Raw genomic sequence first — 19,754 nt, 5'->3', positions numbered from 1 at the left:
GAAGCGCGACCCAACGTCTGCTTTACCGCCTTGGCGGTTCTTTAGGCAATTCCCGCTTGTGCTGTGACTTGTCGTAGGTATCGATGATGATCCGTGCGACCTCGTCCGACACCTCGAAACCTTGCAGGAAGGCGTCGATGTCCTGATAGGTCACGCCATGGGCAACCTCATCCGGCTTACCCGGCTCGAGTTCTTCCAGATCAGCAGTAGGCACCTTGTGTACCAGTTGCTGCGGAGCACCCAGTGCAGCGGCGATCTCACGGACCTGGCCCTTGACCAACCCTGCCAACGGCGTCAGGTCGCAGGCGCCGTCACCGAACTTGGTGAAAAAGCCCATCACCGCCTCGGCAGCATGGTCGGTGCCAATAACCAGGCCCTGACGCGCATTGGCGATGGTGTACTGCGCCACCATGCGCATCCGCGCCTTGGTATTACCCAGCACGAAGTCACGCGAGCTGTCCGCCAGCGGCTCCAGCGCCTCGGTCGCCCGGGAAAGCCCCAGGACCGCCGCGCCGATATTGACCGTATGACACTCATCCGGGCTGATGGTATCCACTGCCAGCTGCGCTTCATCTTCATCGTGCTGCACCTGGTAAGGCAGACGCACCGCGATGAATCGATAATCGTCGCCTTCGCCCGCGGCACGCATCCCCTCGACCGCGCGCTGAGCAAGCATCCCTGCCGTGGTCGAATCGACCCCGCCACTGATACCCAGCACCAGGGTCTTCAATCCGGATTCACGCAAGCAGCCCTGGATAAAAGCCACCCGCCGGTCGATTTCAGCCTGAACGGCCTCGGGCCCCTCAAAAGGCGGGCACACATTGAGTGCGACAGCGATCTGCTGCTGGCGACCTTGCATTGGCTTACTCCTTATAAAACGAACAATTCAGTGACTGACCACAGTTTGACAATCCGACCACAGACACGCCAATAAATCTCCACCCATCATACCGCTCGTCTCAAGGCGCCAGGCGGCCTCCGGGCTGGCTTGATGCAGGTCAAGTCTGTACCTGTGTGCCCCCCCTAGAATCCCGCCCACTGCAGTCAATCCGAGAACGCACGATGCTCGACGTCATTCGCTGGAATACCGACCTGATCCGTCGTTACGATCAGACCGGCCCGCGCTATACCTCGTATCCGACTGCCCTTCAGTTCAATGACAAGGTCGGCTCCTTCGATCTCCTGCATGCATTGCGCAGCAGCCGGCAGGCCAATCGCCCGCTTTCGCTGTACGTTCACCTGCCGTTTTGTGCAAACGCCTGTCACTACTGTGTGCGCAACAGGGTCATTACCAAGGATCGCGGTTGCACGCTGCCTTATCTGGAACGCCTGGAAAAGGAGATCGAGATGATCGCCTGCCATATCGGGCCTGACCAGGTCGTCGAGCAGCTGCACTTTGGCGGTGGCACCCCCACCTTTCTCAGCCATGACGAACTGCGCCACCTGATGGCGCACCTGCGCAAGCACTTCAATCTGCAGGACGACGACCACGGCGATTTCAGCATCGAAATCGATCCGCGCGAAGCCGACTGGTCAACGATGGGCCTACTTCGCGAGCTGGGCTTCAACCGCATCAGTATCGGCGTGCAGGCCCTGAATCCCGAGGTTCAACGCGCGATCAATCGCATGCAGACACTGGAGCAGACCGAAACCATCATCGAGGCGGCGCGAACCCTGCAATATCACTCGATCAACATCGATCTTCTCTATGGCCTGCCGCTGCAGACACCCGAGCGTTTTGCGCAAACCGTGAAGAACGTTGTCGCCATGCAGCCGGATCGCGTATCGCTATTCAGCTATACCCATAGTCCCGAACGCTTCCAGGGACAGCGCCGAATCAACGCAGCGGACCTTCCTTGCGAAGCCGACAAGCTGGCGATGCTGCAGAACGGCGTGGAAGGGCTGACGCAATCCGGTTACCGCTATATCGGCATGGACCATTTCGCCCTGCCCGATGATGAACTGGCAATGGCCCAGGAAGACGGCACCCTTACCCGGAATTTTCAGGGCTACACCACTCATGGACATTGCGATCTCATCGGGCTTGGCATGTCATCCATCAGCCAGATAGGCGATCTGTATTGCCAGAACCACAGCGACATCAACCTCTACCAGAAGTCGCTGGATCAGAAGCAACTCGCCACTGCCCGAGGCCTGCGCTGCAACGAAGACGACCGGATCCGGCGGCAGGTGATCCAGAACCTCATCTGTGAATTCGAGCTGCACTTCAAGGAGATCGAGCGAAGCCTCGGTATCGATTTCAAGGAATACTTCCAGTCAGCCTGGCCAGCACTTGAGCAGATGGCCAGCGATGACATCATCCAGCTGAGTGACGACGGCATTGCCGTATTGCCTGCGGGCCTCTTGCTGGTTCGTGCGCTGTGCATGCAGTTCGATCATTACCTGCTGCCCGAGCACCGGCCCCAGCGCGTTTCCCAGGTTTTCTGAACCTGACCACCCGTTCGACACCCTGCGACTCTTGCACCAATTGGCCTAAGTCCGCTGCCTGAGTTAATCTTGCGACATCTCGTAAGGTTTTCAGGATCACCCATGCCCGAGTCGATCAAGACCCGCACGCAGCGGCAAGCTCATTGCAAGGATTGCAGCCTGTCCGGCCTGTGCCTTCCGCTTTCGCTTAATATGCAGGATATGGACGCGCTCGACGACATCGTCAAGCGTGGCCGTCCTTTGAAAAAGGGCGAAATGCTGTTTCGTCAAGGCGATACATTCAGCTCCGTATTCGCCATACGCTCCGGCGCCCTGCGCACGTTCAGCGTGACCGATACCGGAGAAGAACAGATCACCGGTTTTCACCTGCCCAGCGAAATGGTCGGCCTTTCCGGCATGGATACCGAAACCTACCCGGTTTCAGCACAGGCGCTGGAAACCACCTCTGTTTGCGAAATCCCCTTCGAGCGCCTCGATGAACTCAGCGTTCTGCTACCGCAGCTGCGACGTCAGCTGATGCGCATCATGAGTCGCGAAATTCGCGATGATCAGCAAATGATGCTGTTGCTCTCGAAGAAAACCGCCGATGAACGCATCGCTACCTTCCTGATCAACCTGTCAGCCCGCTTCAGCGCGCGCGGCTTCTCCGCCAATCAGTTCCGCCTGCCCATGTCACGCAACGAAATCGGCAGTTATCTGGGGCTAGCAGTCGAAACGGTTTCCCGGGTTTTTACCCGCTGTCAGGCCAGTGGTCTGCTGGAAGCTGAAGGCAAGGAAGTGCGCATTCTCGACTCCATCCGACTGTGCGCCCTGGCCGGTGGAAACATGGACGCCTGAAGGAGCCCCTGATGATCTTCGATGAATTCAGCATCAAGAAACTGATTCGCCCCGTGCCGGATTTCCCCAGCCCCGGCGTGGTGTTTCGAGACATTACCCCGCTGTTGCAATCGCCCAAGGCCCTGCGCATGGTTGCCGACAGCCTGATTCAGCGCTACGTGGAAACCGAGTTCAGCCATATCGGCGCGCTGGATGCTCGCGGTTTCATCATTGGCTCGATCATCGCCTATGAACTGAACAAACCACTGATTCTGTTCCGCAAGAAGGGCAAACTGCCTGCCGATGTGCTGGTCGAGTCCTACCAGAGCGAATACGGCGAAGCCTTTCTCGAAGTCCATGCCGACAGCCTCTGCGAAGGTGATTCGGTACTGCTGCTCGATGACCTGATTGCCACGGGTGGAACCTTCATCGCGGCAGCCCAACTGGTTCGTCGCATGGGCGCCCACATTTACGAAGCCGCTGCGATCATCGATCTTCCCGAACTGGGCGGCTCGCGCAAGCTGCAGGACATGGACATTCCCACCTTTACCCTGACTGCATTCGAGCTGAACGAGCGCTAAAAACCACGACAGCTCGCCCTTGCGGCGGGCTTCACGCCTGGCCAAGCCCTCTGCAAAACGAGATTGTCATGCTCGATTCCCTGCAACTGCGCTGCCTGCTGATGGGCATGCTCTTTTTCACCCTTCCCGCCCTCGCGCTGGATCGCAACGCCCTAATGGACGACGCGAACCTCTTGCTGCTACCGCGCGAGCGCGCCCTGCCCAACATCGAGCTGATCGACCAGGACGGCCAGCCCTTCAACACTCAGTCACTGCGTGACCACTGGCATATCCTCTTCTTCGGCTTCACCGCCTGTCCGGATATCTGCCCCACCACGCTCAGCGACATGCGCCGGGTCTTGGGGCAATTGCCGGGCGAAGTACGCGAACGACTGCAACTGGTACTGGTCACCGCCGATCCGGCACGCGACACGCCCGAGCAGCTGAAAACCTACCTGGGCTACTACCGCGCGGGTTTTACCGGGCTGACCGGCGAGATGGCGCAGCTGCAAAAATTATCCAAGGCGCTGGGCCTACCGTTCGTTCCAGCCAGCGCAACCGAAGGCGACTACAGCGTCGCCCACAGCGGTAATCTGGCCCTGATCGCCCCCGACGGCACCCTGCGCGGGCATATCCGCGCGCCGTTCAAACTGGAAGCCTTGCCGGATGCCCTGACGAAAGTGCTGACAAAAAGCCCCTGAGCAGGGCTTCACGCTTCGCGTGCAGTCCGTCCTATGGCCCGCTCGACATTCTGTTTGCACAGCAGCAGCGCCTGATTGAGCGCCTCCCCATGGGAAACCACTCGGGGTGTCGGAACCACCACGGAGATGCTGTAACTCCCTTGGTAGGTGTCCAACAGAACCGAAAATGAACTCAACCCTTCGATCAGCTCACCGTGGTCCTCAGCCACGGCGCCGGCACGGATCAGCGCCAGTTGCTCACGCAGCTCCGCCAGATTCAGTGTTTTAGGCGTCAGATTTGGCAACGGGTCAGGCAGCAACTGCCGTAGTCCCTCTTCCGACAGCGTGGCCAGATGCGCCTTGCCGCCAGCCGTGGCATAGGCCGGAGCTTTGATACCGATGGGAAACACGACTCGCAACTCGCGCTCGGCAATGGTGCGATCGAGGACATAAACCTTGTCGCCAACCAACGCGCTCAGACAGACCGACTCCTGAAGCCGCTCGGACAGGTCCAGCATGTGCGGCCTGAGCAATGAAATGATGTCGGTTTGTGTCTGACTGATCAGTTGGCCCAGCGCCGGGCCCAGCCGGAAACCGCCACTCGGCCCCAGGGTTTCAACCAGATATTCACTTTCCAGTGCATTGATGATGCGCTGCACCGTCGAGCGCGGCAGATCGACGATCTGCGCGATGGCCGCCAGGCTCAGACCCTGCGGATTGTTACCCAAGGCACGCATGACCGCCGCCGCACGGGCAATCACCTGAATACCGGCATGCTTGCCGCCGCCGCCAATCTAGTCCGTTTGAGTCATCGATACCTCTCCTGTATTTGCCCCGCTCGCCGTGCCGTCATTGTCCGGCAGCCGCCGTTTGTACGCCAATCACAATCTCTCCTTCTGACCCGTCACTGCCAGCAAGCATTCGCTCGACACCCTGTGCGGACAGTTTTGTTTTGGCGAGACCGAACCGCCTACTGATACACTAGCCCGCATAACGATACATGATGATATGTATCTCAAGGAGAAATACAGGTGATACACACTAAATTCTTGCGTGCCAGGCCGTTGGTTCCTCTGACGGCCCTGTTTTTGTTGGTCGGCTGTTCCAATGAAGAGCCGGTAGCCAGCGCCCCACCTGTCCCGGAGGTCGGCGTGTATAGCGTGCAGGCCCGGCCGCTGACACTGACTACCGATCTACCCGGACGGACCTCGGCTTACCGTATCGCCGAGGTCCGTCCGCAGGTGTCCGGCATCGTCCAACAGCGCCTGTTTACCGAAGGCAGCGAAGTGAAGAAGGGCCAGCAGCTCTACCAGATCGACCCGCGCACCTATGAAGCCGAGCTGGCGCGCGCCAAGGCCAACCTGGTCACCGCCGAGAATCTCGCCAAGCGCTACGAGCGCCTGCTCAAGACCAACGCAGTCAGCCGCCAGCAGTACGACGATGCTCTGGCCGCTTGGAAACAAGCCCAGGCCGAAGTTCAGGTGACGCGCATTAATGTGCAGTACACCGAAGTGCTGGCACCGATTTCCGGGCGCATCGGGCGTTCGGCAGTCTCCGAAGGCGCACTGGTGACCAATGGCCAGGCCCAGGAACTGTCCACCGTTACCCAGCTCGACCCGATCTATGTAGACGTCAACCAGCCCATCACCAAGCTGCTTGAGTTGCGTCGCGCGCTGGACTCCGGGCGACTGCAGAGCACTGGTGAGGATCAGGCCCAAGTCAGCCTGACCCTGGATGACGGCAGTGCCTATCCATTGACTGGCACGCTGAAGTTCTCAGAGGTCAGCGTCGCCCCGACCACAGGTTCCGTGACCCTGCGCGCCGAGTTCCCCAACCCCGACCGCAAGTTGCTGCCCGGCATGTTCGTCCACGCACTGCTCAAGGAGGGCACTCAGCAGGAGGCCATCCTGGTGCCGCAACAGGCGGTAAGCCGCGATGTACGCGGTGTGCCCAGCGTCTGGGTGGTCAAGTCGGACGACAGCGTCGAACTCCGTGAAGTCGAGACCCTGCGCACTGTCGGCAATGCCTGGCTGATCGGTAAGGGCATCGCCGATGGCGAGCGGGTGGTCACCGAAGGCACTCAGCGTGTGCGCAGCGGCATCACCGTCAAGCCGGTAGAGGCCAAGAACGTCAAGCTGGTCGACGAGTTCAGCCCTACGCCAACCGCCGCTGCGGCCAACTGAGGAGCTGAAGCTTAATGTCCCGTTTCTTTATCGACAGGCCGATCTTCGCCTGGGTGCTGGCCATCGTGGCCATGCTCGCCGGCGCGTTGTCATTGGTGAAAATGCCGATCAGCCAGTACCCGAATATTGCCGCTCCGGCAGTTTCGATCCAGGTCAGCTACCCCGGTGCCTCGGCGCAGACAGTGCAAGACACCGTGGTGCAGGTCATTGAGCAGCAGCTCAGCGGCCTCGACGGTTTCCGCTACATGTCCGCCGAAAGCAGCTCCGACGGCAGCATGACCATCATCGTTACATTCGAGCAGGGCACCGACCCCGACATCGCCCAGGTCCAGGTGCAGAACAAGCTGCAGCTGGCCACGCCCAGGCTGCCTGAAGAAGTGCAGCGCCAGGGTCTGCGGGTGGTGAAATTCCAGCAGAACTTTTTCCTGATCGTCAGCCTGCTGGACAGCACCGGCAAGATGGACAACTTCGACCTTGCCAACCTGGCCGCCTCGCAGTTGCAGGACCCGATTTCGCGCATCGACGGCGTCGGTGACTACATGCTGTTTGGCTCGCCTTACGCCATGCGCATCTGGCTAGATCCGGCCAAGCTCAACAGCTACCAGCTGACCCCCAGCGATGTCGCAGACGCGATTCGCGAGCAGAACGTACAGGTTTCCTCCGGCCAGCTCGGCGGTTTGCCGACCCGCAGCGGCGTGCAGCTGAATGCCACCGTACTGGGCAAAACCCGCATGACCACACCGCCGGAATTCGAGGAAATCCTGGTCAAGGTCAAGGCTGACGGCTCACAGGTCCGTATCAAGGACGTGGCCCAAGTCGAACTGGGATCCGATAACTTCTCGATCTCCAGCAAGCGTAATGGCCAGCCAACGGCCGGGCTGGCGCTGCGCCTGACTTCGGGCGGCAACCTGCTGGAAACCGTGGAAGCGGTGAAGGCCCAGATGGAGAAGCAGAAGGCTTATCTGCCCGAAGGCATCGAGGTGATCTACCCCTACGACACTACACCGGTGGTGGAAGCCTCGATCAGCTCGGTGGTGTTTACCATCATCGAAGCCGTGGTACTGGTGTTTCTGGTGATGTACCTGTTCCTGCAGAACTTCCGGGCCACGCTGATTCCAACCCTGGCGGTGCCTGTGGTGCTGCTCGGCGCCTTCGCTCTGCTGCCCTACTTCGGCCTCAGCATCAACGTGCTAACCATGTACGCCATGGTGCTGGCCATCGGTCTGCTGGTGGATGACGCCATCGTGGTGGTGGAGAACGTCGAACGCCTGATGCATGAGGAAGGGCTGACGCCGCTGGAAGCGACGCGCAAATCCATGGGACAGATTCAGGGCGCACTGGTCGGCATCGGCCTGGTGCTGTCAGCGGTGTTCGTGCCCATGGCCTTCTTCGGCGGTTCAGCGGGCATCATCTATAAGCAGTTCGCCGTGACCATCGTGCTCTGTATGAGCCTGTCGGTATTGGTTGCGCTGATTTTCACCCCGGCGCTGTGCGCCACCCTCCTGAAGAAGCCCACAGGTGACGCCCATCACGAGAAAAAAGGCTTCTTCGGCTGGTTCAACCGTGTTTTCGACCGTGGCACGAATCGCTTCGAACGCGGCGTCAGCGGCATGCTCAAGAATCGCGGGCGCTACCTGCTGGCGTTCGTGCTGGTTACCGCCGGCACTGGCTACCTGTTCACCCAGATCCCCAAGGCCTTCCTGCCCAACGAGGACCAGGGGCTGATGATCGTGGAAGTGCGCATGCCGGTGAACTCGACCTCCGAGCGGACCGAAGCGGTCCTCCAGCAGGTGCAAGAGCACCTGAAGGACGAGGAAGGCGAGCTGATTGAGCACGTGTTCACCGTCAATGGCTTCAACTTCGCCGGTCGCGGGCAGAACTCCGGCCTTGGCCTAGTCATGCTCAAGGGCTGGGATCAGCGCGCCGATGATGGCCAGGATGTATTCAGCCTTGCCGAGCGCGCCAATGCCCACTTCGCCGGGATCAAGGACGCCACGGTGATGGCCTTCGTGCCGCCAGCGATTCTGGAAATGGGTAATGCCATGGGCTTCGACCTGTTCCTGCAGGATAATGCGAGCCTCGGCCACGAAGCTCTGATGGACGCACGCAACCAGTTTCTGCAATTGGCCAGCGAGCACCCGAAGCTGAATGCCGTGCGCCCCAACGGCAAGGATGACGAGCCGCAGTTCCAGGTCAACATTGACGACGAGAAGGCCCGCGCATTGCAGGTCAGCATCGCCTCGATCAACCAGACCATGAGCGCTGCTTGGGGCTCGATGTATGTCAACGACTTCATCGACCAGGGCCGCGTCAAGCGCGTCTACATCCAGGGCCAGGACGATTCGCGCATCTCGCCGGAAGACTTCGACAAGTGGTACGTGCGCAATAACCTGGGTGAGATGGTGCCGTTCTCGGCCTTCGCCACCGGCGAATGGGCGTTCGGCTCACCCAAGCTGGAGCGCTACGGCGGCATCTCCTCGGTGCAAATCCTCGGCGAGCCGGCCTCCGGCTACAGCACCGGCGACGCCATGTTCGCCATCGCCGAGATCATGCAGCAGCTGCCGCCTGGCATCGGCCTGAGCTACAGCGGCCTGTCCTATGAGGAAATCCAGACCGGCGACCAGGCGCCCATGCTCTATGCGCTCACCGTACTGATCGTGTTTCTCTGCCTGGCTGCACTCTATGAGAGCTGGTCGGTGCCGGTCTCGGTGATGCTGGTGGTGCCGCTGGGCATCCTCGGTGCGGTATTGGCCACGCTGATGCGTGAGCTGAACGCTGATGTGTACTTCCAGATCGGTTTGATGACCACCGTCGGTCTGTCGGCGAAGAACGCCATCCTCATCGTCGAGTTCGCCAAGGACCTGTACGAGAAGGAAGGCATGCCGCTGGTCCAGGCCGCGACCCATGCCGCCCGGCTGCGGCTGCGCCCGATCGTCATGACCTCCCTGGCATTCACCCTCGGCGTAATGCCGATGGCCCTGGCCAGTGGCGCCGGTGCCGGCAGCCAGCACTCGGTAGCCACCGGTGTAGTCGGCGGGATGATCACCGCCACGGTGCTCGCGGTGTTCTTCGTACCGCTGTTCTATGTGTTGGTGGTTACGTTGTTTGAGGGCCGCAAGAAAGCCGACGAAGGAGAAAGTGTATGAGTCTCAAGTATCTAACCGTCGCGGTGACTCTGGCGTTGTCCGGCTGCAGCCTGATCCCCGAATACGAGCGCCCGGAAGCGCCCATTGCAGCCAACTGGGCACCAGGTACGGCTTATGACCAGGAAGGCGGCAAGAGCGCCGCAGACCTGGCCTGGCAGGAATTTTTCCGCGACCCAGCATTGCGCCAATTGGTCGGCGTGGCGCTGGACAACAACCGCGACCTGCGCCAGGCCATACTGAACGTCGAAGCCTACCGGGCATTGCACCGTATCCAGCGTTCCGAGCTGTTTCCCAGCATCGATGCCGGCGCTGGCGGTGCTCGCCAACGCCTGCCGGATGACCTGTCGCCGAACGGCGTATCGGGCATCCAGAGCCAGTACGACGTATCACTCGGCGTGGCCTATGAGCTGGACGTCTTCGGGCGTATCCGCAGCCTCAGCCGAGCGGCACTGGAGCAATACCTGGCCACGGCCGAAGCACAGCGCAGCGTGCAGATCGCGCTCGTCAGCGACGTGGCCACGGCCTACTTCAACTGGCGCACCGACCAGGCCCAACTGAAGCTGACCGAGGCAACCCTCGACAGCTATCAAGAAAGCCTGGAGCTGATCAAGGCCACTGCCGAAGCGGGCACCGCCTCGGCACTGGACGTCCGCCAGGCGCGCACCCTGGTCGATCAGGCGCGTACGCAGAAGGCACTGTATAAGCGGCTCATTGCCGAAGATGCCAATGCCCTGCGCCTGCTGCTCGGCACCGGTATTCCGGCGGACCTGCAGGATGCCGACAAGCCGCAGATGGATCTGCTTGCCGAGTTTCCCGCAGGTCTGCCAGCCGACCTGCTGCTTCGTCGGCCGGATATCCGTGCCGCCGAACATCGCCTACTCGCCGCCAATGCCAATATCGGCGCAGCACGGGCGGCGTTCTTCCCAAGCATCGGCCTGACGGGTGCCGCTGGCACCGCCAGCAGCGAGCTGAGCGGCCTGTTCGACGCAGGTTCCGGAACCTGGAGCCTGATGCCGCAGATCAATATCCCGATCTTCACCGCCGGGCGGCTCAAGGCCAACCTGGAGTACGCCGAAGTCCAGAAGGACATCAACGTCGCAGCGTATGAAAAGAGTATCCAGACGGCCTTCCGTGAAGTGGCCGATGGCCTGGCCGCGCGCGACAACCTCGGCGAACAGGTGCTGGCCCAGAGTGATCTGGTCGAGAACAACCAGGACTACTATCAACTGGCGCGCCAGCGTTACGACGAGGGCGTGGATGCCTACCTGACCGTGCTCGACGCTCAGCGCGAACTGTTCGCCTCGCAGCGGCAGTTGCTCAGCGACCAGCTATTACAGTTGAACAGGGAAATTCTGCTGTACAAGGCGTTGGGTGGTGGCTGGGAAGAACGCTTCGCGCTGCATAACGAAACCCCGCAGTAACTGGCGGGGCCGGTCTGCCGAGCGGCCCCTCCTTGCAACACCGTTCTGGTGAGCAATAAAAATGAGGAAAGAAATATGAAAAAACGCTTTGCACTGCCTTTGGCACTGGCCCTTCTGACCGGCACCGCCTCTGCCACCGCAGCCGAGTTTTCCGGCTCCCTGGGCGTGACCGGCCAGGGCGATATGAGCTACCGCGCCGGCCTGGCATTCGACTGGGACAAGAGTTGGCTCAACAGCGACACAGGCCATCTGAGCGGCTACTGGGATGCCGCCTACACCTACTGGGAAGGCGGCGACGACTACACCGCCGCGCACTCGCTGTCCTTCGCCCCGGTGTTTGTTTATGAGTTCAGCGGCTTCAAGTACACGCCCTTCGTCGAAGGCGGTGTCGGTGTCGCCTTCTTCTCCAAGACCGACGTCGGCGAGCAGCAGCTGGGCTCCTCGTTCAACTTCGAAAACCGCATTGGCGCCGGCCTGAAGCTGCCCCATGCGCAGAAGGTCGGCATTCGCGCCATGCACTACTCCAATGCCGGCATCAAGCAACCCAACGATGGCATCGAGTCCTACTCGCTGTTCTACAGCCGCCAGTTCTAAGCAGCGGCAGCGGTTGTTGGCGATGTGCAATGCTCGCCAGCATCCGCTGCTACGCTTTAGCAGGTGGTTTTGTTAGTGGCAGTCCAGAGTATCGGCCAACACGTAGGCTTGGAAGGCCACCTCATCGATCCAGAAGCGGATCAGTTCTTCCAGCGCTCCCTCTGCCTTCCACTGCGCCAGCAATCCGTCGATGCGAGCCTGTAGCGCAGCATCCGGCGTGGCGATACGCAGCTGCTGCTTGCCCTCCTCCAGAGCCGGCAGCAGGCTGTTGTAACGACGCCATTCGGGCAGCTTTGCCATTTCTGTGAGCAGACGCTGGTCATCGACAACTGCGCGGCACTCGCCCAGTTTGAGACCGATCAGGGCATGTGCAGTGCTGGGGTATTCACGCGGCTGTGCGCCGAAGCGCTGTGCAACCAATTGCGCGTAAGGGCTGGCCGCAACGAGGCAGACCGGCTGATCGCGCAGGTGCTGCCAATCGGCGACACCACCTTCGTTGGCCGTCAGAGCAGCGGGAACGGGCTGGTAGTAGAGCGGGCCGGTGTCCGCCGATCCCAGCCGCAGGTCAGCGCTGTCGAGCTGCTGCGTGATAGTCACCGCCTGCCCCAGCGCCTCAGCCAAAGCCTCCAGCAGTGCCGACTCGAAGCTGTCCGTTTCGGTGCTCGACAGCATGCGGTATTCGGGCAGCGTCGCATGCAGCGGCTGAGCAGATGCCAGGACCGGTCCCAGCAAGGCCGGCAACAAGACTAGAAGCGGTAATACGCGCACGGCAGCGACCTCAGACGTATTGGTAACGCAGCATCCGTTGCTTGAATTTTTCCAGCACCACCTGATCGATCAGCGTGGCGAGGATGGCGATCACTAAGATATTCATCATCACCCCGACCATATCGGCGATCTCACCGGAATACGCCAGCGAACGTCCCAGCCCCTGGCCGAAACCGATCAGCATTTCAGCGGAAATCAGCGCACGCCAGGCGTTGCCGAAAGCCAGCTGAGCACCGGTGATCAATTCAGGCATCACCGCCGGCAGATAAACGCGGCGCAGCAACTGCCAGCGTGACGCACCCATCACCCGCGCAGCCGCGACATGCACCGGCTGCACGCTTTCGGTGGCATTCATCACCGACAGCGCCATGGGGAAGAAGGCCGCCAGCGCCACCACGACGATGATTGGCAGGTTGCCGAAGCCCATGACGATCAGAAACAGCGGCACCCAGGCAATCGAGGGAATCGACTGCAGGATGACGATGGCCGAGCGCAGAATCTCGCGGAAGAAAAACAGCACCCCGCCAACCAGGCCAAAGCCGATGCCGAACAGCAGTGCAAAGCTGTAGCCACTGCCGAGGCGACTCATGCTCCCGTAAAGCCCCTCACGGAACTCCGGTTGCTGGATGGTCATGAACAGGCGTTCGAAGACGGTCGGAATGCCCGGCATCAGAAAGGCCGGCAAGCTCCATGCGGCGGCCTGCCAGATCGACAGAATGAACAGGATTGCCAGAACGACAGCAAGATACTTCTTCGGGCCGGTAAGACGACGTGCCTGGCTCATGGATGCGCTACCTCCGTCTTGATGCCCAGCAGACTCAGAATTTCCTTACGCTCGGCAGCGAAGTCGGACAGGTCGTGGCTCTTCTCGCAATGGGTGAAGTTGAAGGTTTTCAACACACGCGTTGGCCGCGCGCTGAAGACGAGCACGTGATCGGCCAGGTACAACGCCTCATCAACATCATGGGTTACCAGCAGCACGGTTGGCTGATGCTCCTCGATCAGCTCGCGCAACACATCCTGCAGCGCCATTCGAGTCAAGGCATCCAAAGCGCCGAACGGTTCATCCAGCAACAGCACTTCGGGTTTAGCGATGAACGCGCGGGCCAGAGCCGTACGCTGGCGCATGCCACCAGATACCTGATGCGGGTAGTAGTGCTCAAAACCGTTGAGTCCGACCCGTTCGAGCCAGCTCTGCGCCTGTTCGAACGCATTGGTCTTGGCCACCCCTTGCAGTTCAAGCGCCATGGCGACATTGCCCTGCAAGCTGAGCCAGGGATACAACGCGTGCTCCTGGAACACCAGCGTACGTCGGGGACTCGGCTCGGTGATCGGCTTGCCGTCTGCAAGCACGCGGCCCGCGCTAGGCTTCTCCAGACCGGCGACCAGATGCAATAGGGTCGACTTACCGCAACCGGAAGGTCCGACCAGCGCAACCAGTTCGCCCGGAGCAAACTCGCCGCTAAAGCCCTTGATGACCTCGAGCTGCCCGAAGCGCTTGTCTACTTCTTCAAACCTGAGCTGCATAAAAATCCGCAAATCCAGAAACGGAACTGCCCGGCAATGCGGGCGATGTAAACGACCCGACGCGAGGCCGGGCCGATGTGATGACGAAACGAAAAAACGATCAGAGCTCGCGGGCTTCCTGCCAGGACAGATCGAGGATGGCGCTGGTATCGAAAGGCTTGCCATCGCGCGTCTTCAGCGAGCCGAGTTCCTGCAGAATGTCCGCAAGCTCCTGAATACGCGCCCGGTCGTTTTCATCAAGCTTGGCGCTGAAGGTCTGGGTGCCGATTGCCTCTTCAATGACCACCTCACGGGCGAGCTCGCCACGCTTGAGTGTCTTCAATGTCGGCTCGGCGATGAAGTAGCTGGCAATGAGCTTGGCCGCTTCGGCCGGCTGCTTGTCGAGCATCTCGATGGCATCACGTTGGGCGTCCAGCGACTTCCAGACCGCGTCCTTGCGCTTTGCCAAGGTGTCGCCCGAGGTGATTACCACCATGCATGGGAACGGCCACACTTCACCGATCTCATAGACCTGACGAACCGGCGCGACCAGTTGCGCGATGCGATCATACGGCTCGAACAGGAAAGCAGCGTCCACGCGCCCGGATACCAACGACTGCACCGCCACCGCAGGACTGACGCCCATGATATTGACGTCACTCGGCTTGAGCCCGGCACTCTTCAAAGTCACACCGCGCAGGACCGCATCTGCCGTGCTGCCCTCGCGCTGGGAAGCCAGCGTACGATCCTTGAGGCCCGCTACGTCTTTGATGTCGGTGTCTTCGCGCACAAGAATCGAGTGATAACCCTGCTGTGCACCACCCACCACCTTCAGATCAGCCCCTTTGGAGGCCCAGGCGACAGCATTGGTGAAGCCGAGCACGCCGGTGTCCAGCTGCCCGCCAACAATGGCTTTGATCAGATCGGTGCCCGAGCTGAATTCGATCAGCTCGACATCCAGGCCATGCTTTTTGTACAGACCCGCTTCATGCGCAACCATTGCCTGGGCATCATCCATCACACGGATGTAACCCACCTTGAACTTCTCCTGCGCCTGGGCAAATGCACTCAACAGAAGAAGAGCAGGAACCAGCCAATGCTTCGCTTTCATTTCGACCTCGATTCGGGGAGCCAGCACATATAACCAAAACGAAGGCTTATATTCGTTTTAGCTATCTAACTTTCGTGGCTTAGAACTTTACCCGAATCAAATAAGAAACGGCACTACCGAGGTGGCATAACGTCAGTAGTTCGGGTTATAGGCTGATCGTCTTACGACCCGCCAATGCGTGCGCCAAGGTGCCGCCATCAACCAAATCCAGCTCCCCACCCAAGGGCACACCGTGGGCGATCCGGCTAATGGTTAACCCCTTCGGAATCAACATTTGCGCGATGTAGTGTGCCGTCGCCTCGCCTTCGACCGTTGGATTGGTGGCCAGGATGACCTCACTGAACGCCCCGTCCGCAACCCGGGTAAGCAGCTCGGGAATGCCGATGGCTTCCGGCCCCAGACCATCGAGCGGGGACAGATGACCCTTGAGCACGAAATAGCGCCCTCGAAAACCGGTCTGCTCGACAGCGAAGACGTCCACGGGGCTCTGCACCACGCATAGCAGCGAATCGTCCCGCCGCGGATCAGCGCACTGCGGGCAGAGCTCATCTTCGGTCAGCGTTCGGCACTGCCGACAATAGCCGACCCCCTCCATCGCTTTTTCCAATGCCTGAGCCAGGCGCAACCCGCCACTGCGATCACGCTCCAGCATTTGCAAAGCCATGCGCTGCGCAGTCTTCTGCCCGACACCGGGAAGAATGCGCAGCGCATCGATGAGTTGGCGAATCAGGGGACTGAAGCTCATAGGTATATGTGTCGCTATCGAAAAGGGCAGCATGGAGCAAGGGCGTTCAGGCGGCATGCAGGGCAAGGCACGAGAAAGCGCGGGCACCGAAATTCACTGCGCGTAAATGAGGATGTCCGCGCCTTCGAGCAACGCAGCCGTGCGCACCGACTGGATGACCCGGTTCAGAAGGGCATCTTGAAGCCTGGGGGTAGTTGCATGCCGGCGGTCATGCCCGCCATCTTGTCCTGGCTGTTCTGCTCGATCTTACGCACCGCGTCGTTGACGGCAGCGGCGATCAAGTCTTCTAGGATCTCTTTGTCTTCCTGCATCAGGCTGTCGTCGAGGCTGACGCGCTTGACGTCATGGCGCCCGTTCATCACGACGCTGACCAGCCCGGCACCAGACTGGCCAGTAACCTCGGCGTTCGCCAGCTCTTCCTGCATTTTCTGCATCTTTTCCTGCATCTGCTGCGCCTGCTTCATCAGGCCGGCCATGCCACCTTTCATCATGGGATATCACCTCAATTCAATCAGGGTTCGGAGTGTTCTACGGGTTCTATGGTGCCTTCGCGGATTACCGCGGCGAACTGCTGCATCAACTGTTGGACCAGAGGGTCCGAGTGAATCGACTCTTCCGCTGCTCGTTGCCGCTCGGCGCGCCGGCGCGCAGCAGCCTGCGCCGGCGTCTCCTGCTCCGGCTTCTGAAGCACAATATCCAACTGCAGCGTGCGACCATGGTATTGGTTCAGCGCTTCGTTCAGCCGCCGCTGTTGCGTGGAGTTGAACAGCGCACTCTGCGCTGGATCGAGGTGCATCAGCCAACGGTCACCTTCTACCGCGATCAAGGTACAGTTCGCGGCAATACTTCCAGTGAGGCCGGACAAGCCAAGTTTGAGATAGAGCTCTAGCCACTCGGCAGCAAGCCCGGTCGCCGGCTCGACCGAAGGTAGCGGCTCGACGATCTCTGGCTCATCGCTGGCCTGGTCCAACTCATCCAGATAGGCCTCGGCCTGATTCTCGGCCTCAAAGTAGTCCTCATCGGTCAGCGGCGGCTCGTCATCGTCCGGCTCTTCGACCTGCACTACAGAAGCCACGTGATCGGCTGGGCCATCCAACGATACAGGCTCAGCCAGCACGGCAGCGGCCTCGACTGCAATTGGCGGTACATCGGGTGGCTCGTTCCACGGCACATCGACGACGGGCGCTACTTGAGGCGCCTCTGTAGGCTGCATGGTCACTTGCGGCACGGCCGAGGGCTCGCGCATCGATGGTGCCGCACCCTCGGAAACCGCAGGCAACACAGGCGCTGGTGCAGCAGCTGCTACCGAAGCCACCGGGGCTGGACGCGGCGACACGCTCGTCGAAGTCGTGTCGGCCACCGCTGCGGGCTTGGAATCAGCTGTGGCCGGACTGATTCCCAGGGTCTTTAGCGGTGTTCGCGGTGCGTCATGACTTCCCGCAGGACGAAACGCCAGCATCCGCAGCAGCACCATTTCGAAGCCACTACGCGGGTCTGGCGCCAGCGGCAGATCGCGCCGACCGATCAGCCCCATCTGGTAGTAGAACTGCACGTCTTCGGCTGGCAGAGCCTGGGCCAAGGCCAGTACGCGATCGCGATCACCCTGGCCATTGTCCACTGCCTCCGGTAGCGCCTGGGCGATGGCGACGCGGTGCAACACGTTGAGAATCTCAGCCAGTACACCAGCCCAGTCCGGGCCTTGCTCGGCAAGGTGTCGAACTGCTTCGAGCAGTGCCCTGGCATCGCCTTCGAGCAGCGCCTGAAGCACGCCGTAGACCTGACCGTGATCGAGCGTACCCAGCATCGCCCGCACGTCGGCAGCCAGCACCTTGCCTTCACCAAAAGCGATCGCCTGGTCGGTCAGGCTCATCGCATCGCGCATCGAGCCATCCGCCGCGCGGCCCAGCAGCCACAGCGCATCATCTTCGAACGGAACGTTTTCGACACTCAGAACATGGGTGAGGTGCTCGACCACGCGCTCCGGCGGCATGTTCTTCAGCGAGAACTGCAGGCAGCGGGAAAGGATGGTGACCGGCAGCTTTTGCGGATCGGTAGTGGCCAGCAGGAACTTGACGTGAGGTGGCGGCTCCTCGAGGGTCTTGAGCAGCGCATTGAATGAGTGCGACGAGAGCATGTGCACTTCGTCGATCAGATAAACCTTGTAGCGCCCGCGGCTCGGCGCGTACTGCACGTTGTCCAGCAGCTCCCGGGTGTCTTCGACCTTGGTGCGGCTCGCGGCGTCGACCTCGATCAGGTCGACGAAGCGCCCTTCATCGATCTCACGGCACACCGAGCACTCGCCACAGGGGGTCGAGCTAACGCCGGTTTCGCAATTCAGACACTTGGCGATGATCCGCGCGATGGTCGTCTTGCCGACACCTCGCGTGCCGGTGAACAGGTAGGCGTGGTGCAGGCGCTGATTGTCTAGCGCATTGATCAGGGCCTTGAGCACATGCGTCTGGCCGACCATTTCGCGAAACGAGCGCGGACGCCATTTACGTGCGAGAACCTGATAACTCATAACACCATCGCGGGGGACAAGGCAGAGGACGGGTAATGCTAGCGGAGCAGGATGGAAATTGCATCCGGGCTGCGCCAGAACTGCCGGCTAACCAAGCAATCGGGCACCGAGCGCCTCGACTATCGTAGCCAGCGCCGGATTGTGCCCGCCTATCCGCACCTTGAGGCCATCAATCTCGCGCCGCAGCGGGTACTGTTTGCGCAGCAGGTCGAACCCGGCCCGACGCTGCGCCTCATCGCCAAGCAGGCTGCGACGAAAGTCGGCGTCGTCGCGGCGGGGGTCGTAAACCGCGCGACATACTGTGGTCAGCAGATCGGTCGGCTTTGCGGAAGCTGCGAAGGTCAGCTCGGTCAGCGGCGCACCAGGCATCAGTTGCGCCAGCTCTATCACTGGCTCAAGGCCGCGCACTGCGCAAAACGCGGCGTAGACCTGTGCTGTGCCGCGCAGCTTACCATCCAGGCTGTACCCAGCGATGTGCGGCGTGGCGATACGGCACAAGCCGGCAAGTGCGACGTCCACTTGCGGTTCACCTTCCCAGACATCTAATACCGCTTCGACATCCGGACGCTGCAGAAGCAGATCGCGCAGTGCCGCGTTATCCACCACAGCCCCTCGGCTGGCGTTGATCAGCCAGGCACCCGGCCGCAGCTTCGATAGTCGCTTCTGCTCGAACAGGTGGAACGTCGGCCAGTCACCGCTCATGTCGAGCGGGGTATGCAGGCTGATCACATCGCACTCGGCGAGCACTTCATCCAGCGGGACGAAACCACCCACCTCCCGAGCCTGGCGTGGCGGGTCACAGACGCGCACGTCCCAGCCAAGTCCTCGCATGACCTCGACCAGTCGCCCTCCCACCTCGCCGGCCCCGACAACACCGAACCGGCGCTGCGCCAATGGCTCGCCTTTCAATTCCGCCAGCGCGAGCAAGCTGCCCAGCACATAGTCGACAACTCCCCGCGCATTGCAGCCTGGCGCGCTGGCCCAATCGATGCCTGCTTGCTCGAAGTAATCAAGATCCAGATGGTCGGTGCCAATTGTGCAGGTACCGACGAATCTAACCGCCGTGCCATCCAGCAGCTCGCGGTCTACGCGAGTCACCGAGCGCACCAGCAGCACATCGACATTCTCTAGCGCCGCTCGATTGATGCTGCGGCCCGGCATGCGGCGAACCTCTCCGACGCCGGCGAAGAATTCATCGACCAGCGGAATGTTTTCGTCGGCAAGGATATGCATGGCGTGGCTCCGGTGAGGGGAA

General features: G+C 60.8%; 18 protein-coding genes. 8 read left to right on the top strand and 10 right to left on the bottom strand.

The window, feature by feature from the left end:
- Positions 1-22: 22 nt before the first annotated feature.
- A complete protein-coding gene (gene nadE / locus CXK91_RS00745; protein WP_103454517.1) occupies positions 23-859 on the bottom strand; it encodes an ammonia-dependent NAD(+) synthetase in 837 nt (278 codons plus the stop codon).
- A 203-nt stretch (positions 860-1,062) separates the two neighbouring features.
- Between nadE and hemN the strand changes: the two genes are divergently transcribed.
- From hemN to CXK91_RS00725, 4 genes are all read left to right on the top strand, one after another.
- A complete protein-coding gene (gene hemN / locus CXK91_RS00740) occupies positions 1,063-2,448 on the top strand; it encodes an oxygen-independent coproporphyrinogen III oxidase (protein WP_103454516.1) in 1,386 nt (461 codons plus the stop codon).
- 102 nt (positions 2,449-2,550) lie between these two features.
- Positions 2,551-3,285 (top strand): fumarate/nitrate reduction transcriptional regulator Fnr, encoded by a 735-nt coding sequence (gene fnr / locus CXK91_RS00735; protein WP_103454515.1) that lies wholly within the window; start codon positions 2,551-2,553, stop codon positions 3,283-3,285.
- Between the two features lie 11 nt (positions 3,286-3,296).
- Entirely contained in the window at positions 3,297-3,845 is a 549-nt protein-coding gene (locus CXK91_RS00730; protein ID WP_103454514.1) for an adenine phosphoribosyltransferase, read from the top strand.
- A 68-nt stretch (positions 3,846-3,913) separates the two neighbouring features.
- On the top strand, positions 3,914-4,525 hold the full coding sequence (locus CXK91_RS00725; RefSeq protein ID WP_103454513.1) for an SCO family protein: 612 nt from the start codon (positions 3,914-3,916) through the stop codon (positions 4,523-4,525).
- Between the two features lie 8 nt (positions 4,526-4,533).
- Here the strand turns inward: CXK91_RS00725 and CXK91_RS00720 are convergent, their stop codons facing one another.
- Complete coding sequence (locus tag CXK91_RS00720) at positions 4,534-5,298, bottom strand: IclR family transcriptional regulator (protein ID WP_256055780.1); 765 nt, start codon at positions 5,296-5,298, stop codon at positions 4,534-4,536.
- Positions 5,299-5,538: 240 nt separating this feature from the next.
- Between CXK91_RS00720 and CXK91_RS00715 the strand changes: the two genes are divergently transcribed.
- From CXK91_RS00715 to CXK91_RS00700, 4 genes are all read left to right on the top strand, one after another.
- Positions 5,539-6,687, top strand: a complete 1,149-nt coding sequence (locus CXK91_RS00715; RefSeq protein WP_423833529.1) for an efflux RND transporter periplasmic adaptor subunit — start codon at positions 5,539-5,541, stop codon at positions 6,685-6,687.
- A 14-nt stretch (positions 6,688-6,701) separates the two neighbouring features.
- The gene (locus CXK91_RS00710; protein WP_103454511.1) at positions 6,702-9,833 is read left to right on the top strand and encodes an efflux RND transporter permease subunit; all 3,132 of its coding nucleotides are present in this window, start codon (positions 6,702-6,704) and stop codon (positions 9,831-9,833) included.
- Complete coding sequence (locus CXK91_RS00705) at positions 9,830-11,254, top strand: efflux transporter outer membrane subunit (protein WP_103454510.1); 1,425 nt, start codon at positions 9,830-9,832, stop codon at positions 11,252-11,254. The genes CXK91_RS00710 and CXK91_RS00705 overlap by 4 nt, the downstream gene beginning before the upstream one ends.
- Before the next feature lie 75 nt (positions 11,255-11,329).
- Positions 11,330-11,848, top strand: coding sequence for an acyloxyacyl hydrolase (locus CXK91_RS00700; RefSeq protein ID WP_103454509.1), 519 nt, complete (start codon positions 11,330-11,332; stop codon positions 11,846-11,848).
- A 72-nt stretch (positions 11,849-11,920) separates the two neighbouring features.
- Here the strand turns inward: CXK91_RS00700 and CXK91_RS00695 are convergent, their stop codons facing one another.
- The 8 genes from CXK91_RS00695 to pdxB form a co-directional block, all read right to left on the bottom strand.
- A complete protein-coding gene (locus CXK91_RS00695; RefSeq protein ID WP_103454508.1) occupies positions 11,921-12,616 on the bottom strand; it encodes a transporter substrate-binding domain-containing protein in 696 nt (231 codons plus the stop codon).
- 10 nt (positions 12,617-12,626) lie between these two features.
- A complete protein-coding gene (locus CXK91_RS00690; RefSeq protein WP_103454507.1) occupies positions 12,627-13,400 on the bottom strand; it encodes an ABC transporter permease in 774 nt (257 codons plus the stop codon).
- Positions 13,397-14,143 (bottom strand): ABC transporter ATP-binding protein, encoded by a 747-nt coding sequence (locus CXK91_RS00685; protein ID WP_103454506.1) that lies wholly within the window; start codon positions 14,141-14,143, stop codon positions 13,397-13,399. Before CXK91_RS00685 ends, CXK91_RS00690 begins: the two co-directional genes overlap by 4 nt.
- A gap of 100 nt (positions 14,144-14,243) precedes the next feature.
- Entirely contained in the window at positions 14,244-15,233 is a 990-nt protein-coding gene (locus CXK91_RS00680; protein WP_103454505.1) for an ABC transporter substrate-binding protein, read from the bottom strand.
- Between the two features lie 145 nt (positions 15,234-15,378).
- The gene (gene recR / locus CXK91_RS00675) at positions 15,379-15,978 is read right to left on the bottom strand and encodes a recombination mediator RecR (RefSeq protein WP_103454504.1); all 600 of its coding nucleotides are present in this window, start codon (positions 15,976-15,978) and stop codon (positions 15,379-15,381) included.
- Between the two features lie 164 nt (positions 15,979-16,142).
- Entirely contained in the window at positions 16,143-16,469 is a 327-nt protein-coding gene (locus tag CXK91_RS00670; protein WP_003294866.1) for a YbaB/EbfC family nucleoid-associated protein, read from the bottom strand.
- A 20-nt stretch (positions 16,470-16,489) separates the two neighbouring features.
- The gene (dnaX, locus tag CXK91_RS00665) at positions 16,490-18,499 is read right to left on the bottom strand and encodes a DNA polymerase III subunit gamma/tau (RefSeq protein WP_103454503.1); all 2,010 of its coding nucleotides are present in this window, start codon (positions 18,497-18,499) and stop codon (positions 16,490-16,492) included.
- 87 nt (positions 18,500-18,586) lie between these two features.
- The gene (gene pdxB / locus CXK91_RS00660) at positions 18,587-19,732 is read right to left on the bottom strand and encodes a 4-phosphoerythronate dehydrogenase PdxB (protein ID WP_103454502.1); all 1,146 of its coding nucleotides are present in this window, start codon (positions 19,730-19,732) and stop codon (positions 18,587-18,589) included.
- Positions 19,733-19,754 lie beyond the last annotated feature (22 nt).

The organism is Stutzerimonas stutzeri (genome assembly GCF_002909485.1).
Taxonomy (GTDB): domain Bacteria; phylum Pseudomonadota; class Gammaproteobacteria; order Pseudomonadales; family Pseudomonadaceae; genus Stutzerimonas; species Stutzerimonas stutzeri_AH.
Note: the sequence above shows the minus strand (reverse complement) of the source record. Positions and strands in the feature narration are given on the sequence as shown.